Annotated in this window: 21 protein-coding genes; 3 read left to right on the top strand and 18 right to left on the bottom strand. The window is 41.6% G+C overall.

All coding sequences use genetic code 11. From position 1 onward, the window contains the following. Positions 1-203 precede the first annotated feature (203 nt). From NSQ25_RS07170 to NSQ25_RS07140, 7 genes are all read right to left on the bottom strand, one after another. Positions 204-476 carry a YlbG family protein gene (locus NSQ25_RS07170; protein ID WP_024424276.1) on the bottom strand — a complete coding sequence of 91 codons (273 nt, stop codon included), beginning with the start codon at positions 474-476 and terminating at the stop codon, positions 204-206. A gap of 65 nt (positions 477-541) precedes the next feature. Continuing rightward, positions 542-991, bottom strand: a complete 450-nt coding sequence (locus tag NSQ25_RS07165) for a YlbF family regulator (protein ID WP_007499807.1) — start codon at positions 989-991, stop codon at positions 542-544. A 57-nt stretch (positions 992-1,048) separates the two neighbouring features. After that, a complete protein-coding gene (locus tag NSQ25_RS07160) occupies positions 1,049-1,459 on the bottom strand; it encodes a hypothetical protein (RefSeq protein ID WP_342497916.1) in 411 nt (136 codons plus the stop codon). A 70-nt stretch (positions 1,460-1,529) separates the two neighbouring features. Then, on the bottom strand, positions 1,530-1,778 hold the full coding sequence (locus NSQ25_RS07155) for a YlbE-like family protein (RefSeq protein ID WP_024424278.1): 249 nt from the start codon (positions 1,776-1,778) through the stop codon (positions 1,530-1,532). 19 nt (positions 1,779-1,797) lie between these two features. Continuing rightward, a complete protein-coding gene (locus NSQ25_RS07150; protein ID WP_024426914.1) occupies positions 1,798-2,211 on the bottom strand; it encodes a YlbD family protein in 414 nt (137 codons plus the stop codon). A 110-nt stretch (positions 2,212-2,321) separates the two neighbouring features. Further along, a complete protein-coding gene (locus tag NSQ25_RS07145) occupies positions 2,322-3,365 on the bottom strand; it encodes a CAP domain-containing protein (protein ID WP_024426913.1) in 1,044 nt (347 codons plus the stop codon). Between the two features lie 122 nt (positions 3,366-3,487). Further along, positions 3,488-3,910 carry a CBS domain-containing protein gene (locus tag NSQ25_RS07140; RefSeq protein WP_029707658.1) on the bottom strand — a complete coding sequence of 141 codons (423 nt, stop codon included), beginning with the start codon at positions 3,908-3,910 and terminating at the stop codon, positions 3,488-3,490. A gap of 161 nt (positions 3,911-4,071) precedes the next feature. Between NSQ25_RS07140 and NSQ25_RS07135 the strand changes: the two genes are divergently transcribed. Further along, positions 4,072-4,437, top strand: coding sequence for a YugN family protein (locus NSQ25_RS07135; protein ID WP_024426911.1), 366 nt, complete (start codon positions 4,072-4,074; stop codon positions 4,435-4,437). A gap of 67 nt (positions 4,438-4,504) precedes the next feature. On the opposite strand, the gene ctaG is transcribed toward NSQ25_RS07135, so the two are convergent. From ctaG to cyoE, 6 genes are all read right to left on the bottom strand, one after another. Next, on the bottom strand, positions 4,505-5,383 hold the full coding sequence (ctaG, locus tag NSQ25_RS07130; protein WP_034281665.1) for a cytochrome c oxidase assembly factor CtaG: 879 nt from the start codon (positions 5,381-5,383) through the stop codon (positions 4,505-4,507). Between the two features lie 30 nt (positions 5,384-5,413). Further along, positions 5,414-5,743, bottom strand: a complete 330-nt coding sequence (ctaF, locus tag NSQ25_RS07125) for a cytochrome c oxidase subunit IVB (RefSeq protein WP_024426910.1) — start codon at positions 5,741-5,743, stop codon at positions 5,414-5,416. A gap of 2 nt (positions 5,744-5,745) precedes the next feature. Further along, on the bottom strand, positions 5,746-6,369 hold the full coding sequence (gene ctaE / locus NSQ25_RS07120) for a cytochrome c oxidase subunit III (protein ID WP_087977219.1): 624 nt from the start codon (positions 6,367-6,369) through the stop codon (positions 5,746-5,748). Then, positions 6,366-8,237, bottom strand: coding sequence for a cytochrome c oxidase subunit I (gene ctaD, locus NSQ25_RS07115; protein WP_034281664.1), 1,872 nt, complete (start codon positions 8,235-8,237; stop codon positions 6,366-6,368). The genes ctaE and ctaD overlap by 4 nt, the downstream gene beginning before the upstream one ends. A 175-nt stretch (positions 8,238-8,412) precedes the next feature. Next, positions 8,413-9,480: a cytochrome c oxidase subunit II gene (gene coxB / locus NSQ25_RS07110; protein ID WP_034281662.1), complete on the bottom strand. Its 1,068-nt coding sequence runs from the start codon at positions 9,478-9,480 to the stop codon at positions 8,413-8,415. Between the two features lie 279 nt (positions 9,481-9,759). Further along, positions 9,760-10,677 carry a heme o synthase gene (gene cyoE / locus NSQ25_RS07105; RefSeq protein WP_003211774.1) on the bottom strand — a complete coding sequence of 306 codons (918 nt, stop codon included), beginning with the start codon at positions 10,675-10,677 and terminating at the stop codon, positions 9,760-9,762. A gap of 393 nt (positions 10,678-11,070) precedes the next feature. Between cyoE and NSQ25_RS07100 the strand changes: the two genes are divergently transcribed. After that, complete coding sequence (locus NSQ25_RS07100; RefSeq protein ID WP_041118118.1) at positions 11,071-11,994, top strand: heme A synthase; 924 nt, start codon at positions 11,071-11,073, stop codon at positions 11,992-11,994. Between the two features lie 37 nt (positions 11,995-12,031). Here NSQ25_RS07100 and NSQ25_RS07095 read toward each other — a convergent pair whose 3' ends face one another. The 5 genes from NSQ25_RS07095 to glsA all read right to left on the bottom strand — a co-directional run bounded on the left by NSQ25_RS07095 (position 12,032) and on the right by glsA (position 19,848). Continuing rightward, positions 12,032-13,468, bottom strand: coding sequence for a deoxyribodipyrimidine photo-lyase (locus tag NSQ25_RS07095; RefSeq protein ID WP_326136474.1), 1,437 nt, complete (start codon positions 13,466-13,468; stop codon positions 12,032-12,034). 98 nt (positions 13,469-13,566) lie between these two features. Then, positions 13,567-17,013 carry a pyruvate carboxylase gene (pyc, locus tag NSQ25_RS07090; protein WP_034281655.1) on the bottom strand — a complete coding sequence of 1,149 codons (3,447 nt, stop codon included), beginning with the start codon at positions 17,011-17,013 and terminating at the stop codon, positions 13,567-13,569. Positions 17,014-17,092: 79 nt separating this feature from the next. Next, positions 17,093-18,304, bottom strand: a complete 1,212-nt coding sequence (gene ftsW, locus NSQ25_RS07085) for a putative lipid II flippase FtsW (protein ID WP_046310843.1) — start codon at positions 18,302-18,304, stop codon at positions 17,093-17,095. Between the two features lie 210 nt (positions 18,305-18,514). Beyond that, positions 18,515-18,796 (bottom strand): YlaN family protein, encoded by a 282-nt coding sequence (locus tag NSQ25_RS07080; protein ID WP_003212509.1) that lies wholly within the window; start codon positions 18,794-18,796, stop codon positions 18,515-18,517. Positions 18,797-18,918: 122 nt separating this feature from the next. Then, positions 18,919-19,848 carry a glutaminase A gene (glsA, locus tag NSQ25_RS07075; RefSeq protein ID WP_034281651.1) on the bottom strand — a complete coding sequence of 310 codons (930 nt, stop codon included), beginning with the start codon at positions 19,846-19,848 and terminating at the stop codon, positions 18,919-18,921. A 120-nt stretch (positions 19,849-19,968) separates the two neighbouring features. Between glsA and NSQ25_RS07070 the strand changes: the two genes are divergently transcribed. Then, positions 19,969-20,451 carry a hypothetical protein gene (locus tag NSQ25_RS07070; RefSeq protein WP_034281650.1) on the top strand — a complete coding sequence of 161 codons (483 nt, stop codon included), beginning with the start codon at positions 19,969-19,971 and terminating at the stop codon, positions 20,449-20,451. The last annotated feature ends 1 nt before the right edge of the window (position 20,452 follow it).

Below are 20,452 nucleotides of genomic sequence, written 5' to 3'. Positions count from 1 at the left end.
CATTTTCTATGTATAGATCACGAAATCCGGGGTCATACTACTTATAACAGCATCTGATGTGGTGCTGTTGCCAACCGCGGAGAAGACTTACGTTTCCCCATAAGTTCTTCCTCCGGTTTCTCCTCTCCCTTTGCCTTCTCCTTAATGAATCATTAAGAATAGAAGGACCCCGCGGGTGATGCCGCGGGGATTTTTTTGTGTCTTTAAAAGCCCACCTTATAATCATACTCTTTTGCTTTGTCCAATTTGGATTCGTACTCTAATTTAATAAAAGGTTTATATGAAGGCTCAACACGTTTCACAAATGGTAACGAGCTGAGTTTAGCCATATGGCGCTCAAGATCATCCATATCACAATAGATCACGGCATATTTCATTTTCCTTGAAATATAGTGAACATTCCCGAATTTTCTTAGCGCTTTTGACTGCTTTAACGAATGCAGCCAGACAACCATCCCTTGACGTTTGGTTTCCATCTTTTCACCTGCCGCTTTTCAATTCTTTTCATTCATTATGTAAAAGACGAGACATTCAAGTCTCGTCAAGATACTTTACAGCCGCAGCTGCCACCTGATCCACAGCCGCCGCCGCATGATGATAGACCATCAAAATATGGGTTCCCTGTTGGAACTTTAATATATGCTGATACAGCTTGACCGATTTCAATACTAATCTCATCTAAGATGGATTGAATCGCTGTTTCTGCTTTTTTGAAATCAACCACTGTATCGTGAAGATCTAGCTTTCTTTTGACCTCACGCATTTCCTTTGAGATCGTTCTATAGTCCGGATGATACTTGCCGAACCGCTGCACATCCTCATACTGCTCTTTTACTTTTGTAAAATGGGCAATAATTTGTTGGGCTTCTTCGTCTTGCTGGAGACGCTTAAAGCAGTTGCGGTAATGTTCAGCCTCCTCCGACTGAAGAATCATGGCAGCCAATTGATTTGCTTCCTCTTGGAGCTCCACAGATTCGATTGTCGCATACATAAATGTTGCACCTCCAATTCATAGTTTACCACGAAACCTATGGATCAGAAAATGCTTTTACGTGACAAATACATCCCATGTCTCTCTTTTCTGTTGATATTCTGGATGACGGGAATTCAGCACAACGGTCATTTTATGCTTTCCTTTTGAAAGATGCTTGACCACAAATGCCGCGGTATACTCATTCCCTGCACGTTTCCCGTCTACATACACTGTAAAATATCCCGCCTTCTCGTTCTTTTTCAGACGCTCTGGCTGAAGATGAAAATCTTGAAGTGTACTTTCTATATAGACAGACGACCCTTGCACTTTGTATTTCAAAAAGCCTTGCTGCTTCATTTCGCTTTGGGCCTGCTGCATGACTGGTACTGCTGGGTCTTGCTTAATCACTTGCTCTTCTCCATGTTGACTTTGACACCCAGTGACAAGAAAAAGCAATGCGCCTATTGACAGCATCCATTTCATCATCTGATTCTCCTTTCATCTACTTTTATAGGATGCTCAGGAAATAGACATCTTAATCAACTCAAAAAAAGCCTCAGCCGGCTCCATTTTGATTGCGCATTGCTTGGAACATTTGAATCATCATTTCAGCCATTTGGACGCTATTGCTCAACTGACTCACACGATGAGGAATGGTTTTTTCGTAAAAGTTCATTTTATCTAATTCAAAGGACGTTAGATTTTCAGGATGCCGCGTCAGCTGTCTGTACCAGATAGGACGCTGCCTTATGAATTTGATTCGCTCCTCTTCGGCCATGACAAATTCCTGTACTTCTTTTCGCACCAGAAGCATCCCCTTTCACTTAATCTTTCCTGAAGGAGAATGGGTGCTGACTGCCTCCAGATGAACCTTTCTTTGAACCATTGGATGAAAATTGGCCGAGTAAGCTTTGTAAAGAGGAAATAGACTGGCTCATTTTGTTAATCTGTTCATTCATTTGATCAGCGTCCATTTTTTTCACAGCAGAAACCATTTTAGACATAAAATCTGCTTTTCCTGTTTCACTTGGCTTAGAGGCTTTTTCTTCTTTCGCATCTTCAGATTTCGATTGCCGGTAAGGTGACCACATCTCATCTTCCTCACCAAACATGACCCAATTCTCGTATACACTTTGCCAGCTTTTTTCTTGCGATTGCACTTCTTGAATTAACTTCGGATGGCGTCTGACGAATTGTTTAAATTCATCAATGGATGTTTGTTTTTGCTTGTTTGTCATATCCTCACCCCCCATACAAATGCCTACTATACTATATACATCAGCATCTGTTTTGGTGAGCCTCTTTTTAACCATCAAAAAAGCAGCTGCGACCATGCAGCTGCTTTCGTTTAAGATGTTTTCTTGATGAAATTTTGGGTGTAATATTTTTCTTTTACCCCTACGCCAAGATGCGTGTAATCTTTATTTAATAACGCCTTCCTGTGACCTTCACTATTGAGCCAGCCCTCTACCGCTGCGGGTCCATCGACATAGTTATAAGCAATGTTTTCACCTGCGAGCTGAAAGCCCACCTCGCCTCTTTCTAACCGGTCTTTCAGCGTACCGTATTTTTTAGATTCATGGGAGAAATAATGATTCTCTTTCATGTCCTCACTATGCATGAAGGCCACTTCAGAGGTTTCATCATCCCACTTTAAGATCGGCAGGTTGTACTTATGGCGGATAATATTGGTCATATCAAAAATTTGTTTTTGACTGGAAGCTTCGATATCTTTCCACTTTTCGCCTGATATCGCCTCAGGTTCTATCAATTGACCTCGATAGACCACCTCATACGGCTTTTGTTTCACAAATGTATCTGCGTTGAAGGCCCTGATACTTGAAAGGGTGCTTTCAAACTTATCCATGTAAAGCTGAACATACACATCATCTCCGACTTTCACAGTGGGTCTTGTATTCATATCATCTTCTGAGAATTCAAAGCGGTATGAATTTTGTTCATCCTCTACATGAATGTAAGGTGCAATTTGTGTTTTCTTAAATACTTCACTTGTGGCTTGACCGATTTTAAACGGTTCTACATTCAGTCCGTCTCCTGTTGCAAACAAGGTCACCACTTTACTATCCTTTACCCCTACTTGAATATAGTGCTTCTTCGATTGGTTGTAAATCCACCAGTCATAATCATATGCGGAAGGATCAATGCGATCTGGTTCTCCCAGCTGTTTAAGCACTTCGTTTGAAGATTTCCCCATAAAGGACATGAGTCCCTTTTTTGGGATGTTGATCGGCTTATCGCTAGATGTTTCTTCATTAGACACCTTCGGTTCATTGCTGTTTTCTTTTTCTGGTGAAGATCCATATTGAATAAACAGAACGTATGTTCCAGATATAATCAGGAGGATGAGGAGTGTTTTGAGCACAGTTTTCAAATAAACACCTCCGTTAAATTGGCAAGGTACAAAAAGTACCTTCTACTGTCATTTAAACAAAACTTGCTCCATTTATCAACGACAATACAGCCTATTTAACACGAATTTAAAATATGCCCCTCTTAATGAAGAAATCCTTGTCCATGATCTTGATCCTGTTGAGAGATTTCTGTCAGTGCCTCTCCCGCGCGATCATTTGATAAATCTTCGACTGATAAATCTCCTAGAGCGACAATCCCTGTTAATGCGCCGTTTTTTACAACAGGAATGCGGCGGAGCTGATGCTCTGACATGAGCCGGACAATTTCTTCAAGTGTTGCATCTTCTTCAGCTGTTAGTACTTCCTTTGTCATCAGCGAGCCCACTTCCTGTGAGTTTGGCTTTTTTTCTGCAATGCCTCTAAGCACAAGGTCACGGTCTGTCACTATCCCAACGAGCTGATCTCCGTCAACCACTGGAATGGCACCGATATCAGCATCTCTCATTTTGACTGCTGCTTCATACGTATTGTCATCTTGCTGACATGTCACTACTTTTTTTGTCATAATATCTTTGATTTTTTTCGTTTTCACGTTGATTCCTCCATCCGTTATTTTCTTTATTACTGTAACCAGCTTATAAAAGAACATACCTTTCACAGTTGAAAGTTTAACGCTTTCATACTATGATTGTCAGTAAAGGGAAATTTTATAAGGAGGGGTTTTGGGTGAAGTTTGAAGGTACGGGGATTGAAGAGGTATCAGCTGACTTAAATAAATTAGATTTCATTATGGAAAGCGAAGGATTTGTACGAGCCGATCAATGGGATTATGAGCGTGTGACGTACGACAGAAAGTACAGCATGGTAGAGGGAACCTTTTATTTACGGATTTCCGGCTACGCTACTGAAGGAGATGTCGGTGCCAAAAAGGCACACATTCAGCTTCTAACACCATTACTTGGAAAACACTATTATCCACATGGCGTTGAATACGGCGAAGGCGAAGAATTCCCTAAGTCTCTCATCCAATCGAGCAAAAAAACACTTGCACAGCTGAAGGAAAAACTAGAAGCCATGACGGCTGAAGCATAAAACAAAGGGCTAAAATATTCTTTATTTTAGCCCTAGATGAAAGCACAGCCATCTGGCTGTGCTTTTTTTACTCATATTTCGGAATAAGCGCATCTGGTACGGCATCTTTCGCTCTTTCTTTTCTTGCCCAGTCAAAGAAGACAACAGCAAGAATAGAGCCATACACAATCTCCTGAATAATTTTCATCAAAATCGCACCTAGCTGCTGATCCTCTAGCAGCGGCAAGGTGTGGAACATATCAGGGCCAGTGAGAGCAAGGCCTGCAAGCATATCACTTGGCACACATAAATGCAGTGCTTGTATCCAGGCGCCTGCATCTGAATAGGTTGCATAGATCGGTGCCTCACTAAACATGATGAGTGCACAGGCCGGAGTCATCAATATCCCGTCTGCCATGATATATCCAAGCTTCAAAATGCCTGTGATCTGCGGCTGACTTTGGACTTTATGGACAAGCGGCCACCACATGAAAAAGGCAGCGATAAAAATAACCACCGTCATCAATGCGTGGTAAAACGGATCTGTTTTCACAAAATCAAACACAAGCGGAATGTGATACAGCGAAAACAATCCGTTAAATCCAAGCAGTGCAATTAAAGGTTTGGAAAACAAACGGAAAACAGCTTGAATACCTGGTGTTTGAATGATCCGCTCCCATATGGCTGGAGGCAATCCTGTAATAAGGAGAGGCGGGATGACTAGGTATAGCACCGCCATTTGCGCCATATGTGCACTAAACATAATATGCCCCATTAAATCAATTGGGCTCCCTTTCACAGCATATAACAGAACAAGCCCCGTCAGAAATAACGTTTTCTCTTTCACCGTCGCACGGTGCTTTCCCTTTGTCACAAGAAGCAGATAAAGAGCAGCTGCTATCACAATACAAGTCAAATAATAAGGGCTCCATAATGCCCGAAATCCGAATATTTCTAAGTTCTCCATTGCTGCGCCTCCTTCAAGGGCAAAGCGGGTTTACCACCATATAATGGTCAAAAAGGCTAATACGGTAATAAACGCAACAAACACACCTGAGTATAGAAACAAGGCGGGTGTTTCATGCCCTTTTTGGTTCATGTGCATAAAATAATAAAGCTGAAAAGCTACCTGAATGCCTGCAAGCAGTAAAATAAATGGTACTGCGAACCAATTTCCAACGTCTTCTGAGGCGATCGTTAAAAACGCAACAAATGTTAATCCAATCATCAAGCCGAAGGAAATGAGCTGATGCTTCATTTCCTCGGCATTTTTCTTTTTACGATATACAAGATCGACTTTGGACTGATTTGTGTTTTTATTTCCCATTCTTATCCCACCATTCCCATTAAATATACAACGGTAAAGATGAAGACCCACACAACATCAATGAAGTGCCAATAGAGACTTGCCACATAATATTTCGGCGCATTGTATAAATCAAGTCCGCGTCTCATATTTCGAATCATAAGAGCGGTAATCCAGCAAAGTCCGAAGGCAACGTGAGCTCCGTGAGTTCCAACAAGTGTATAGAAGGAAGAACCAAGAGCTGAGCTGGTAATCGTAAACTCATACGCATGCACATAGTGATAAAACTCATAAATCTCAACCCCTAAAAATCCAGCACCTAAAAGGACCGTGATACCAAGCCAAAGCTGCATCTTTTTAAAGGCAAAGTTTTTCATATGATACATGGCATACACACTCGTTAAACTGCTCGTTAATAGAAGCATTGTGGCAATAAAGACAAGTGTGAGGTCAAACATATCAGTTGTTTTTGCTCCGCCTGCATTTGAGTTTTTCAGCGCCAAATAAGTGGCGAAAAGCGATGCAAACAGAACGGTTTCTCCTCCAAGAAACAGCCAGAACCCGACAAACTTATTCTTCCCTTCTAACGTGGCCTTCTCAGGAGAAGCCGGAAAGGTTTCCGCCGTCATTTTTTGTGGTTCCATTATGCTTTCACCCCTTTATCATCGTCGTCAGTCAAATCTTCTTTGTGAATATGGTATCCATGATCATCTTTCAGAGACCTAACCAGCATGGTCGCAAACGTAATGCCAAGACCAATGAAGATCACCGGAAGCCCCCAGCTGTGCTCTTGACGATACATGAAACCAAACGCTGACACAAATAGACCGAATGAGATAATGACAGGCAAGATGGAGTTATTCGGCATGTGAATATCATCGAGCGGTTCAGATGCTGTCATTCCTTTTTTACCATCCATTTTTTCAATCCATAATGGATCTAGTCCTCTGACAAGCGGAAGCTGTTTAAAGTTGTATTCTGGCGGAGGCGAAGACACTGCCCATTCAAGTGTTCTTCCATCTCCCCAAGGATCGCTCGATACACGCTCCCCTTTGGCTGTTGTCCAGATGATATTAATCAGCATGATCACAACAGCTACAAACATAAACAGTGCCCCAATCGTACTGATCAAGTTCCCAAGCTCGAGACCCTGACCTGGCAGGAATGTAAAGACCCGGCGCGGCATGCCCCATAGACCGAGAAAATGCTGGATAAAGAAAGTTAAATGGAAACCGATGAAAAACAGCACAAAGCCAATTTTTCCAAGCTTCTCATTCAGTATTTTTCCAAACATCTTCGGCCACCAGTAATGCACACCTGCTAGAATACCGAATACAACCCCGCCGATAATGACGTAATGGAAATGCGCCACAACAAAATACGTATCATGGAACTGATAATCCGCTGCAGCTGCCGCAAGCATGACCCCAGTTACCCCGCCAAGTAAGAACGACGGAATAAAGGCAACAGAATAAAGCATCGGCGTTGTAAACTTCACATTACCGCCCCATATCGTGAGCAGCCAGTTGAATACTTTAATTCCTGTTGGCACCGCAATTGCCATGGTCGCTACAGCAAAGATCGCATTGGCGATAGGTCCAAGCCCCGTAGTGAACATGTGATGCGCCCATACCATGAATCCAAGGAAACCAATCAATACAGTAGCGAACACCATGGACGAGTAACCAAACAATCTTTTTCTTGCAAACACCGGAATGATCTCAGAGAAGATTCCGAATGCCGGCAGGATCAAGATATATACTTCCGGGTGTCCGAAAATCCAGAACAAATGCTCCCAGATGATTGTATTTCCTCCAAGCTCTGGATTGAAAAAGCTCGTGTCAAACATTCTATCAAGCATCAGCATCGCAAGCCCTGCTGTCAGCGGCGGGAATGCGAATAAAATAAGTGCAGAGGCGACAAATGTCGTCCAAGTAAAGAGCGGCATTCTCATATACGTCATGCCAGGCGCTCTCATATTAATAATCGTTGCAAGAAAGTTAATCCCGGCAATCAGCGTACCAATACCCGCAATCTGCAAACCTAAAATATAGAAATCCATTCCATGCCCTTCTGAATTCAGCGTGAGCGAAGCGTATGCAGTCCAGCCAGCATCAGGTGCTCCGCCCATAAACCATCCAAGGTTTAAGAAAATTCCTCCGAAAAAGAATAACCAAAAACCAAGTGAATTCACAAACGGAAATGCTACGTCACGTGCACCAATTTGAATTGGTACAACCGCATTCATTAATGCAAATAAAAGCGGCATAGCTGCAAGGAAAATCATTGTCGTTCCATGCATCGTCATGATTTCATTGTAAACCCCTGCACTGACAAAATCACTTTCAGGGATGGCTAGCTGAATACGGATAAACATCGCTTCTATCCCGCCAACCAAAAAGAAAAATCCCCCTGCCACTAAATATAATATGGCAATTTTTTTGTGGTCAACCGTTGTCAAGTAATCCCATAAGACAGCGCCAAACCCCCGCTTTTTAGCTATTGTACTCACCATGAAATCCCCCTCTTATCTCCCATTTGCCCCTTTTCATATAGATGTCTTTCTTCACGATCCTTTAAGCAGACTATGTCTGACAGATGACGGCTTCTCGGTTGTAGAGACATATTCGGGAGCTCTTAACAAAAACTTCACATCGATCACATACCCTCTTGAATATCTGCTCTAGGCGTTACTCGATTTTAAGACCTTTTAAATACTCGTAAAGTGCATCTGCTTCTGAGTCATTTAATTTAGGGTACGTTCCTGTCATCTTATTACCTGGTTTAAAGCTTTCTGGATCTTTCAGCCATGCTTTCACATTTTCTTTGTTCATGTCTTTGATTCCAGCTACTTTCGTTCGCTCTCCGAAGGTCGCAAGGTTTGGTGCTGTCCTTGCTGCTTCCGGCCGCTTGTCACCAGGCTCTACTGCGTGACAGCTTAAGCAGTTTTTCTCTTTAAATAGCTTTTCACCCTCTAAAGCGAGATCCTTTGTGGATTCAGGCTTCTTGTAATCAGCCATTTTTTTCGTCCATCCTAAGAACTCATCTTGAGAAAGCGTTTTAACTTTAAAGTCCATTAAAGCATGTGACGGCCCGCAAAGCTCCGCACATTTCCCGTAGAAATATTCCCCTGCATCTTTCGTTCGTTTCGAGTCAAAGGTTAAATAAAATTTGTTCTCATTATCTGTGTTTGTATCAATTTTACCGCCAGCCGATGGAATCCAGAATGAGTGTTTGACATCGGATGCTTTCAGCTTAAAATACACCTTTTGATCTGTTGGTACGATCAATTCCTGACTTGTGACAATCCCATAATCAGGGTATTCAAATTCCCACCAATATAAGCTGGCCCTTACATTAACAACAAGTGTCTTTTCAGGATCTCGTTTTTTCTTATCCATAGCGCTTGTGTCCCCTAGTTCAAGCGTGTATGCAACAACAGGTACAACGAGAATAATGAGTAGAAGAATCGGAATCGCTGTCCATGTGATTTCCAAGTTGCGGTTCCCTTCCACCTGCTTTGGAATCGTATCTTCTCCCACTTTAGAACGTTTGAATTTAATGATGACGTAAAAGAAAATGATCGATACAACAATGACGACAAGAACCATAATAAGTGTACTCAGTACCGTTAGGAAAAACTGTTTATCTGCTACTTCCCCAACTGGCTTGAGTGTTGATAAGTATGGTTCACCACAGCCCGCCAAAACGAGCGTCAGTAAGAGAAACAGTGAATAAACACGCCATTTTCTTATCATAATTTGTCCCAACCCCTTTTGCTTGATCTCCTTTGCCTTTCGCTTTTTACCTCTTATTTATAAAATCACTTCTCACCCATCTATAACCCCCGCCTCTTATAAAAGCACTTACATTTCCTCTTTTCATAAAAAAATGATGTTTTTACTCAAAATACCATCTATGTATAAACAGAAAGCCGCCTAAATAGAACTGAATATCAGGCGGCTTTCATAGTTGTTAGAAAATGTTGTGTTATAAGATATAGCCTTTGTTTTGATGTGATCAAAGTGTATTTCACTCTAGAATAGTGTAATAATAATCATCGCTACGAAAAAGATGGTTAAGTAGTTTAATGAATAAACGAACATGAGCGTCGACCACTTCATGACGTCTTTCATTTTAAAGCCCATAAGGCCAATAACAAGCCATCCAATATTAAGCAATGTACCAAGTGCGACAATCGGCCATCCTAATCCACCTAAGAAAAATGGAAGCGGTAGAAGACATGCTGTCCAAATGATGATCTGGCGTTTTGTGACTTCAAAGCCGTAAACAACTGGCAGCATTGGAATGCCCGCCTTACGGTAATCTTCCGTTTTCTTAATCGCAAGTGACAGGAAGTGCGGGATTTGCCAAATGAACATAATCATAAACAAAACCCAAGCCGTTGTGTCGATTGTACCTGTGACAGCTGTCCAGCCGATTAATGGCGGAACCGCGCCAGATACACTTCCGATAACTGTATTGATGGTGTAATGGCGTTTAGACCACATGGTGTAAAGAACCGCATAAGTAAAGACTCCAATAAATCCAATCACTGCTGATGTAATGGTTGTCATCAGAAGCATAATGAGTCCTAATACAACAAGCAGAATGCCAAATGCATACGCTTGCCCCGGCTGAATTTTACCTGTAACCGTCGGTCTTGTTTTTGTTCTTTCCATTAATATATCAATATCACGGTCAAACGCATTATTAATTGCGCATGAACCGGCAATAATAAGAGAAGAACCAATCATTGTTAACAGCACAATATCAAGATTTCCAAGAAAACTCATACCTGTAAAATAAAAAGCAAGCCACATTCCAGTAAATGTCGTAATGAAATTGGAATTGACGATGCCCATTTTAATCAGAGCAAGAAAATCTTTCCACGCTGTTGTTTCTTCTATTTGTCCATGAATAGCTGCTTCCGCGGCTGTTTTGGAATTTGCCAATGTGTATAACCTCCCTTGCCCAAACCTTCAAACGAACGAATGACACGTAAAATCATTACAACTCTATCATACAAGATAAACAGCTGTAAAAAAACATCCTATTAAATAATAAACGACAAACTTGAAGTTATTTGTGAACTTTTCGTGAATTTATTAGGATATATGTGTGTTTCAGAAGGCGGTGCAAAATGAAATATTCTCTCCTCTATTTCTATCAGACTGTCAAAGAAAGATCAAGCACTCTAAATCTGTAAACTTTGTGAACTGACATATCATTTTTTTGTGAACTTTGGTCATTATGAATTGCAACAGAACACGCATTTGGCTTAAACTTGAGAGCATGTGAGGTTTTCATTTACATCAGAAGTTTTTTAGAGAAGGTGAAATAATTTGATGAAATTTGCTTTAAGGCTATTGAGCGTGATCACAACGTTTGTGATGCTGATCGTGCTGATTGGCGGTGCGCTTGTGACGAAAACCGGTTCGGGTCTTGGCTGCGGTAGACAGTGGCCCCTTTGCCACGGTCGTTTCTTTCCTGAAATGAACCCCGCTTCCATCATCGAATGGAGTCACCGCATGTCAACAGGGGTTTCCACCATTCTTGTTCTGGCACTGGCGGTCTTATGCTGGAAAAAAATTAGTCCAGTATTCCGTGAAACCAAATTTTTGGTCATCATGTCCATTATATTTTTAATGCTTCAAGCGCTGTTAGGAGCTCTTGCCGTCGTATTTGGTTCTAACGCACTTGTGATGGCACTGCACTTCGGTATTTCACTCATTTCATTTGCTTCAGTATTACTGCTTGCACTTCTTGTCTTTGAAGCAACCAGATCTGAAACAAAGCTTGTGAAGCCGCTTCATATCGGCAAAAAAATGCAGTTCCATATTTATGGGTTGATCACGTATACGTATATCGTGGTATATACGGGCGCTTATGTGAGACATACAAAGTCAAGCCTTGCTTGTTCTGTCTTCCCGTTTTGTTCAAAAGACGGTGCGCTTCCAGCGTATTTTAATCAGTGGGTTCAAATGTCTCACCGAGCAGCAGCACTTCTTTTATTCGTCTGGATATTTGTCGCTATGTTCCATGCCCTGAAACATTATAAAGAACAGAAGCAGCTGTATTATGGATGGATCATTTCAGCCATTCTCATTACACTTCAAGCCATTTCAGGTGTGATGTCTGTTTATTCTCAGCTTGCACTTGGTTACGCGCTGGCTCATTCATTCTTTATTTCTTGTTTGTTTGGGGTGCTATGCTACTTCTGCTTACTTATTGCCCGGTTTAAATATGAAAGCAAAGAGCCATTTAGATAAAAATTGTATCCCCCTTTCATGTAGAGAGGGGGATTCTTTATTGTCGTTTTGCTTCTTCGAATAGCGAGATGGCTTTTTTGCGTCTTTCCTTGTGATCAACTGTCGGCAGCGGGTATGTATCACCCAGCACACAGCTCGATTTCCGTTGTTCATCTATCGGCATTTTAATTGGTTCATGAATCCATTTTTCCTCAACATGCTCTAGCTCTCGTACATATCTTCTAATATATTCCCCGCTTGGATCAAACCGCTTCGACTGGGTCGTTGGGTTAAAAATACGGAAGTACGGCACGGCATCTGTCCCAACAGAAGCTGCCCACTGAAATCCTCCGATATTCGAAGCCTCATCATAATCCACAAGCTTTTTTGCAAAATACGCTTCTCCCTTTCTCCAATCAATCAAATAGTCCTTTGTTAAAAATGAGGCAGTGACCATTCTTAAACGATTATGCATCCAGCCTTCCTCATTTAATTGTCTCATCCCTGCATCAACGAGAGGAAAGCCTGTTTCACCTTTACACCATGCTTCAAACAGCGTCTCATCTTCATTCCATTTCATCCCTTGAAACGCTGAATTGATTTCTTTTTCTTTCATCTCTGGATAATGAGCATAAATCATATGGTAAAAATCTCGCCACGCCAGCTCTTTGATAAAGGTTTCTCTGCCCTCGTCTTCAAACAGTGCTTCCTTATGTACCGCATGAAAGATCGTTCGAATTGAGATGGTCCCTGTTTTTAAGAAACGTGACAGCTTGCTCGTTCCAAAAACAGATGGCATATCTCGTTTTTCATGGTAACGTGTTAGTCTTTTTTGGATAAAGTCATGCAGCGTGTTCATCGCTTTGTGTGAGCCGATTTGATCAAATTTTCTTGAGCATCTCATGATTATACTGCGCAGTTTGTTATTCCCTTTGTGTGAAAGTGACTCATCACAAATCGTATGAGCGCTGCTGAGAAATGATTTGTCAACTTTTATCACAGGCTGCTTCTCTTGCTTTCGCCATGATTGATAGTATGGAGTAAACACTTGATAATGAGTGCCATCCCTTTTTAAAATATCTTGCGCCCCGTGAAGGTGTGTATCTTGCCATTTTGATACATGAATGCCCTTCTTTTCTAAAAAAGCGGTTACTTGATGGTCACGCTTTTGACCGATTCCCACTTGATCTTCATTAAAAAAGACAGCATTGATGTCATACACATCGATAACTTGCTGAAAGGCACGCAAGACATCACCATAGAGAAGATGAACATACATTTGAGATTCTCTTGCTTTCTTGATAAAATGCGCCAAGTTTTGAAAAAAATGTTCGTTGTTTAAATCGAGGTCCATTTCAGTAAAAAATGGATCTAGATGATAAAGAGCAAATAATTTGTACTCGTGTTTTTTTGCATATGTGATCGCTTTTGATAAGGCGATATGATCATCTAATCGCATATCCCGGCGAAACCAAATCACAACAATGTTGTCCAACTTTCTTCACCTCACTCTATAGTGTAATCACTCTCACTGGCTGCTGCACATTTTAATGCGCTCAAAAAAGACACATCACGGTGGATGTGTCTCACTTCTTATTCAGGCTTTAATACGATTAACAGATCACCGGTTTGAATCGGTTCTCCATTTGTCACATGTATTTCATCTACGACCGCAGAAAATGGTGCTTGTACAGTCGTTTCCATTTTCATGGCTTCATTGATCATCAAATGCTCACCTTGTGAAATTTTCTGCCCTTTTTCCACGAGTACTTTGATGACAGTGCCTGGCATCGATGCGGCGATGTGATTTGGATTTGAACGGTCCGCCTTCATTTTTTCTTGAACGGAGGATTTGATGCTTTCATCCTTAATCACCACTTCACGCGGCTGGCCATTTAACTCAAAGTAAAGAACTCTTGTGGCATCTGGATTCGGTTCACCAATTGATACGAGTTTGACAATCAGGGTTTTTCCTTTTTCGATTTCTACCTCAATCTCTTCTCCAAGCCTCATCCCGTAGAAGAACGTTGGTGTATCAAGAACAGAGATGTCACCATAGCTTTCTGCTGTTTGGACAAATTCAGAAAAGACTTTCGGATATAAGGCATACGCAATTGCGTCTTGCTCTGTTAACGTCAGGTCATGAGATTCTTTGAACTGCTTCTTAATGTCTTCAAAGTCCACTGGCTTCAGCTTCTCACCAGGTCTGACAGTAAGAGGCTCTTCCCCTTTTAAAATCAGCTTTTGCAGCTTTTCTGGGAATCCGCCATGCGGCTGGCCTAAATAGCCTTTAAATAATTCCACAACAGAATCCGGGAAGTCTAGTGTTGCGCCTTTTTCATAAACATCTTCTTCTGTTAGATCATTTTGCACCATATAAAGTGCCATATCTCCAACTACTTTAGAGGATGGTGTTACCTTTACAATATCACCAAACATGTCATTCACACGTCTGTACATTTCCTTTACTTCATTCCAGCGCTCGCCAAGACCGACACCTTTCGCCTGCTGCTGCAAGTTACTATATTGACCGCCAGGCATTTCATGTTCATAAATTTCTGTATGAGGCGAATTCATGCCGCTTTCAAATTCATGATAGTATTTTCTGACGGAATCCCAGTATTGAGAAAGGCGTTCGACAGATTGGACATTCATGTCTGGCTTTCTTTCATGTCCATCTAAAGCATAATAAAGTGAGCTTGCACTTGGCTGCGATGTGAGTCCTGCCATAGAGCTGACGGCAACATCCACAATATCAACACCTGCATCAATCGCTCTTGCATAGGTGAACAGTCCATTTCCACTCGTGTCATGCGTATGAAGATGGATAGGGATCGTAAGCTCATCTTTTAAAGCAGAGACTAGCTCGTAGGCTGCCTGCGGTTTTAATAGCCCCGCCATATCTTTAATACCTAAAATATGTGCGCCGGCAGATTCAAGCTCTTTTGCAAGAGATACATAGTAATCAAGATCATATTTTGGGCGAGATGGATCAAGAATATCTCCCGTATAACAAATCGCCGCCTCTGCCACTTTGCCTGATTCCCGAACAGAATCAATGGCAAGCGTCATGCCTTTGACCCAGTTTAAGCTGTCGAAAATACGGAACACATCAATGCCTGCCTCGGCTGATTCTTTTACAAATGCTTTGATCACATTATCCGGATAGTTTGTATATCCGACAGCATTTGATGATCTTAACAGCATTTGGAACAGCGTGTTTGGCACTTCTTGACGAAGCTCTTTCAATCGTTCCCAAGGATCTTCTTTTAAGAAACGGTACGCAACATCAAATGTAGCGCCGCCCCACATTTCCATACTAAACAGCTCTGGCCATAAACCTGCTGTCGGCTGGGCAACTTTCTTTAAATCATGTGTTCTGAAGCGTGTCGCAAGCAGAGACTGATGCGCATCTCTAAAGGTTGTGTCAGTTAAAAGGACGTTATTTTGTTCTTTTACCCAGTTGGCAAGTCCCTCAGGTCCATGCGTATCTAACAATTGTTTTGTCCCAGACGGAATCTCTTGATTAAGAGGAAGCTTCGGTACGTCTGGCTTGTCAAAATGAGGCTTCTTTTTCTCCGCAATACCTGGGAACCCATTAATGGTAACGTTACCAATATAAGTCAGCATCTTCGTTCCGCGGTCTTTTTGCTTAGGGAAATTAAATAGCTCTGGCGTTGAGTCGATAAACGATGTATCGTATTCCCCTTTTAGGAACTTCTCATGCTTAGCCACATTTTCAAGAAATGGGATGTTAGTTTTAATCCCGCGAATCCTGAATTCTTGTAAATTTCGGACCATTTTAGCAGCCGCTTGATCAAACGTGAGCGCCCATGTAGACAGCTTGACCAATAGTGAGTCGTAATAAGGTGTAATGACCGCACCTTGGAAGCTGTTCCCTGTATCAAGACGTACACCAAATCCCCCACCTGAGCGGTAGGCCATAATTTTTCCTGTGTCTGGCATAAAGTCATTTAAAGGATCTTCTGTTGTGACCCTTGATTGAATGGCAAAGCCGTGTGTAAAGATATCTTCTTGCTTTGGAATACCAACTTCTTTGCTGTGAAGGTTATGCCCCTTTGCAACAAGAATTTGGGTTTGAACGATATCGACACCTGTGATCATTTCTGTAATCGTGTGTTCTACCTGTACCCTTGGATTGACTTCAATAAAGTAAAACTCTCCATTTGCAACAAGGAATTCTACAGTCCCTGCATTAATGTACGATACATTCTTGGCCAGCTGGACAGCTGCTTCGCAAATATCTTCACGCAATTGATCTGTTAGAGACACACTTGGCGCCACTTCAATGACCTTTTGATGCCGCCTTTGAACAGAGCAGTCACGCTCATATAAATGAATGATATTGCCGTGATTGTCTCCAATCACCTGCACTTCAATATGTTTTGGATTTTCAATCAGCTTTTCAACGTATACTTCGTCATTTCCAAAAGCAGCTTTTGCCTCTGACTTCGCACGGTCATAGGCTTCCTTCAGCTCTTCTTTTGATCTGACAATGCGCATACCCCGGCCGCCGCCGCCTAGTGAAGCTTTAATAATAAACGGGTAACCGTATTCTTCACCGAATTTTTCGACTTCTTCGACCGAATCAACTGGTCCGTCACTTCCTGGAATGACTGGAATACCAGCTTTTTTCGCTTCATCTCTCGCCTTTACTTTATCTCCAAACATATCTAAATGCTGAGAAGTTGGACCGATAAATTGAATGCCTTCCTCTTCGCATCGTCTTGCAAAATGAATGTTTTCGGATAAAAATCCGTAGCCTGGATGAATCGCATCCACGTCATTTCGTTTTGCAATTTCGATGATCCCCTCGATATCGAGGTAGGCATCAATCGGTTTTTTCCCTTCTCCAACTAGATATGCTTCATCAGCTTTATAGCGATGATAAGAGCCAGAGTCTTCTTTGGAATAAATGGCCACTGTACGTAAGTTGAGCTCTGTACAGGCCCTGAAGACTCTGATAGCGATTTCCCCTCTGTTTGCAACTAGAACCTTTTGAATTGTTCTCTGTGACATTCTCACTCCTCCATATCCCTTAAAATTTTATATGTACTCTATAATAAAGGAAGAAATGAAAACTGTACACTTTTGTTTTCTAAAGATTCAAAGTTTTCTGCAATCCATTTTTTTCAACCGATGGTTTGCTCATTGATTTTTTCTTTTTATAACGCTCTTTATATTCAGTAAACATGCTGATATTCAGCAGCATTCCCATACAGATGCTAAGTAAAATGATAGACGATCCCCCGTAGCTGATAAACGGAAGTGTCACCCCAGTAATTGGAATAAGACCTGAAACACCGCCTAAATTGATACAAGTTTGGATCGCAATCATGGAGGAAATTCCTATTGCAAGCAAACTTCCAAACGGATCTTCACACTTTCTCGCAATATAAAAACCTTTCACGACGATGAAACCAAGAAGAGCGAGAACAAAAAACACGCCGAAAAAACCAAGCTCTTCTGAGATAATTGCCATGATAAAATCTGTGTGCGGTTCTGGAAGATACCCGTACTTTTGAACACTTTCCCCTAGACCGAGTCCAAAAAAGCCGCCTGATCCAATCGCATAATATGAATTAATCAATTGATGCCCAGTAGCCCCTGCATCTTTAAATGGATCTTGGAAACTCTCAAAACGTCCGAGACGATTTTGCGTGAAAATTTTATCCCAAAAAAGAATAATAAACGGGGTCACGACGACCATCACTGCACTAAATAGCGCCAGCAGCTTCGCAAGCGTTTTGCCGCTAAAGCCTGAGCATAAAATCATCGCAAGGGCAATCATGCCAATAATAAAGGCTGTCCCATAGTCTGGCTGCAAAATGATAAATCCGCACAGGATAGAGACAATCACGATTGGAGGCGTGACACCTCTTAAAATATGATCAATATAATGCTGCTTTTTGGCATACACCGCAGCAAGATAGATGATGACGACAATCTTCACAAATTCAGCTGGCTGAAGACTAAAAGGGCCTAATTTGATCCAGCTTCTTGCGTTCCCTGCAACATGACCGAGAAAGTACACATAGATGAGGGAAAAAACTGAAATCAGCAGCATACCAATCTGGAATTTCTTATTTGAAAACAGCTGATATGGAACTAATGCTGTAAAGATTAAGATGGCTGCTCCAACAATCATAAATAAGAGCTGTTTCTTAAAAAAGTTATCTGGCGCGGCATCGTATCTGATAACAGATGTAATCATACTTGAGCTATATACCATAACCAAACCGAATGCGCTGATTAAGATGATGGCGAACAATAATGAGTAGTCATACGATTTTAGCATTCTCTTTAACATATAATCCTCTTCCTAACGTCTGTTTCTACTGCTTGATATCTTCTTAGCTGTTCTTATTCTACTACATTTTCTCCGTTTGATCCCGTTTTACCTCTTTTATATTGTTCGTCATTCATGAAAGAATCAAGTCCGTTTGCCGTCAATCCATCAAAAGAAATGAGAGGACAAAAAAACTCAAACCTATGTTGTGGAAGTTTGAGTTTTCAATCGTTATTTTTTTGTGAACGCATCATGAAGTGCGGAAAGCTCTCTCTCAAGTTTATCGAGTAGTTTCTTGCCTTCATGTTGATCAACTAATCCAAGCCGGACAGCAAAATCAATCTCCCTCGATAATCCGAACATTTGAGTATCTAAAACCTCTTCATAAAGAGGACATTGCGGCATCGTTAAGTTGTCCATTTGCACTTGGATCAATTTTAAAATTTTATCTGCATCCAATTTTAATAAAGCCAGTGCTTTTTGCCGATGATCGACTAAAATTTCTGACGCCAAAAGTATCCCTCCGTTCCCCAGGCGAGTACCTAATTCTTCTATTTATCATAAAGCGAAACGCCCAAAATTGCAAGCAGATTTGTACAGTTCGCTTTGTAAAAATAAAAAGAAGACATTCCTCATTAAAAGATACTCATCTCATATTTTTCACTCATGAGCTCAAGCAGCTTAATCCCAGCAATACTATTCCCTTTTTCATCCAGTGCAGGACCGAAAATTCCGATCCCAAAATCATATGGTGCCGCTCCCATAATCCCGCCTGAAACACCGCTTTTAGCAGGTATGCCGATATTAATGGCAAATTCCCCGCTTGCATTATACATGCCGCACGTCACCATAAAGGTTTTACAAATTCTAGCGACATCTTTTGAAAGAATTTGCTGGCCCGTCTCTGGATGTCTGCCATCTAATGAAAAAACACAAGCAATTTTCGCCAAATCTAAGCTGTTCATCATGATGGCGCATTGTTTCGTATACACGTCCATGACCTCTTCTACGTTCCCTCTAATAATATGATATTGCTTCATATAATAGCACATAGCCCGGTTAATCATCGATGTCTCAAATTCGGATGCCGCTGTCTCTTTGCAGTATGTAATGCTTTTATCATTTGCGAGCTCTCTAATAAAGCCAAGAAGGCGGTTCAGCTGATCTTGCGGAGTCGCTCCTCTTATCAAGCTTGTAACTGCAAGCGCTCCTGCATTAATCATTGGATTCAGCGGCTTATTCGGACTTGCTGTTTCCAGCTTAATCATTGAATTAAACGGATCACCTGTAGGCTCTTGTCCAACAAATTGAAAGACTTTTTTTGGCCCTTCTTCTGAGAGTACGAGCGCAAGGGCTAATACTTTAGAAATACTTTGCAGGGTAAAGCGTTTATCTACATCTCCTGCCGAGTGGCAAGTATTACTCACATGGTACACAGCCACAGATAAATCCGTCTGATCCGCTTTGGCAAGAGCGGGAATATAGGATGCTACTTTGCCATCTTTGGCCACTTTTTTTGCTTCTTCTACAAATCGCTGAAGCTCTTCATTGTCGCGACATGCCATGCCCAATATCCTCCCTATGTTTCATGTACGATTAGTGTGTACAAGGAGAAGCATGTTTATGAAAGTGACAAAGCAGGAGAAAACTTCTATAATTTATGGTGGAAAGGGGTTGTCTTGAACATGAGTATCATTCAAATTAAGGGGAACGTAAAGTACAAGATCACCATTGATCCAAGTGTATGGATTTTTGATGACCGCAAATTTTTAATGGATTCATTTTTTGAAAACAGCGCAGCAAATGAAGAAAATCAGCTGGATCAGGAGCTTGACCAAGAGCGGGTGATCAGAGAAGGTCAAACACTTCCACCCACTTTAAAAACAGAGAAGAAGTACGAAAAGGAAAGACTCGTCACAGGCAGCTTCGGAATGAAGCTGGGTGATATGCTGAAAAATGCAGAACCGCTTGAACATGCAGACACATGCGAATTTGTCACAGAAACAGAGACAATTGCTGTTCCGCTTTCTCAGGCAATGGAAAGCATTGCACACTTCAGCCAAAATGGGAAGCCGATGACTGAAGAAGGACCAATCCACGTTTATTTCGCAGATCAGTCCAACCTCACTCAGCCGATAAAAGGTGTCAAAGAGCTCATCATTACATAAG

The organism is Bacillus sp. FSL R5-0512, assembly GCF_038593295.1.
In the GTDB taxonomy this organism is placed as follows: Bacteria; Bacillota; Bacilli; order Bacillales; family Bacillaceae; genus Bacillus; species Bacillus safensis.
The sequence above is the reverse complement of the archived record's forward strand: the minus strand, read 5'-3'. Positions and strand labels throughout refer to the sequence as shown.

What these genes read in the sequence shown, in the direction of transcription:
- NSQ25_RS07160 (WP_342497916.1), bottom strand. Translation starts at nt 1,459, where the DNA reads ATGATGAAATGGATGCTGTCAATAGGCGCATTGCTTTTTCTTGTCACT.
- coxB (WP_034281662.1), bottom strand. Translation starts at nt 9,480, where the DNA reads ATGATAAGAAAATGGCGTGTTTATTCACTGTTTCTCTTACTGACGCTC.
- NSQ25_RS07070 (WP_034281650.1), top strand. Translation starts at nt 19,969, where the DNA reads ATGAGTATCATTCAAATTAAGGGGAACGTAAAGTACAAGATCACCATT.
- ctaD (WP_034281664.1), bottom strand. Translation starts at nt 8,237, where the DNA reads ATGGTGAGTACAATAGCTAAAAAGCGGGGGTTTGGCGCTGTCTTATGG.
- pyc (WP_034281655.1), bottom strand. Translation starts at nt 17,013, where the DNA reads ATGTCACAGAGAACAATTCAAAAGGTTCTAGTTGCAAACAGAGGGGAA.
- ctaG (WP_034281665.1), bottom strand. Translation starts at nt 5,383, where the DNA reads ATGGAGAACTTAGAAATATTCGGATTTCGGGCATTATGGAGCCCTTAT.
- NSQ25_RS07165 (WP_007499807.1), bottom strand. Translation starts at nt 991, where the DNA reads ATGTATGCGACAATCGAATCTGTGGAGCTCCAAGAGGAAGCAAATCAA.
- NSQ25_RS07100 (WP_041118118.1), top strand. Translation starts at nt 11,071, where the DNA reads ATGAAATTTGCTTTAAGGCTATTGAGCGTGATCACAACGTTTGTGATG.
- ftsW (WP_046310843.1), bottom strand. Translation starts at nt 18,304, where the DNA reads ATGTTAAAGAGAATGCTAAAATCGTATGACTACTCATTATTGTTCGCC.
- NSQ25_RS07150 (WP_024426914.1), bottom strand. Translation starts at nt 2,211, where the DNA reads ATGACAAACAAGCAAAAACAAACATCCATTGATGAATTTAAACAATTC.
- ctaF (WP_024426910.1), bottom strand. Translation starts at nt 5,743, where the DNA reads ATGGGAAATAAAAACACAAATCAGTCCAAAGTCGATCTTGTATATCGT.
- NSQ25_RS07170 (WP_024424276.1), bottom strand. Translation starts at nt 476, where the DNA reads ATGGAAACCAAACGTCAAGGGATGGTTGTCTGGCTGCATTCGTTAAAG.
- NSQ25_RS07140 (WP_029707658.1), bottom strand. Translation starts at nt 3,910, where the DNA reads ATGACAAAAAAAGTAGTGACATGTCAGCAAGATGACAATACGTATGAA.
- glsA (WP_034281651.1), bottom strand. Translation starts at nt 19,848, where the DNA reads ATGGCATGTCGCGACAATGAAGAGCTTCAGCGATTTGTAGAAGAAGCA.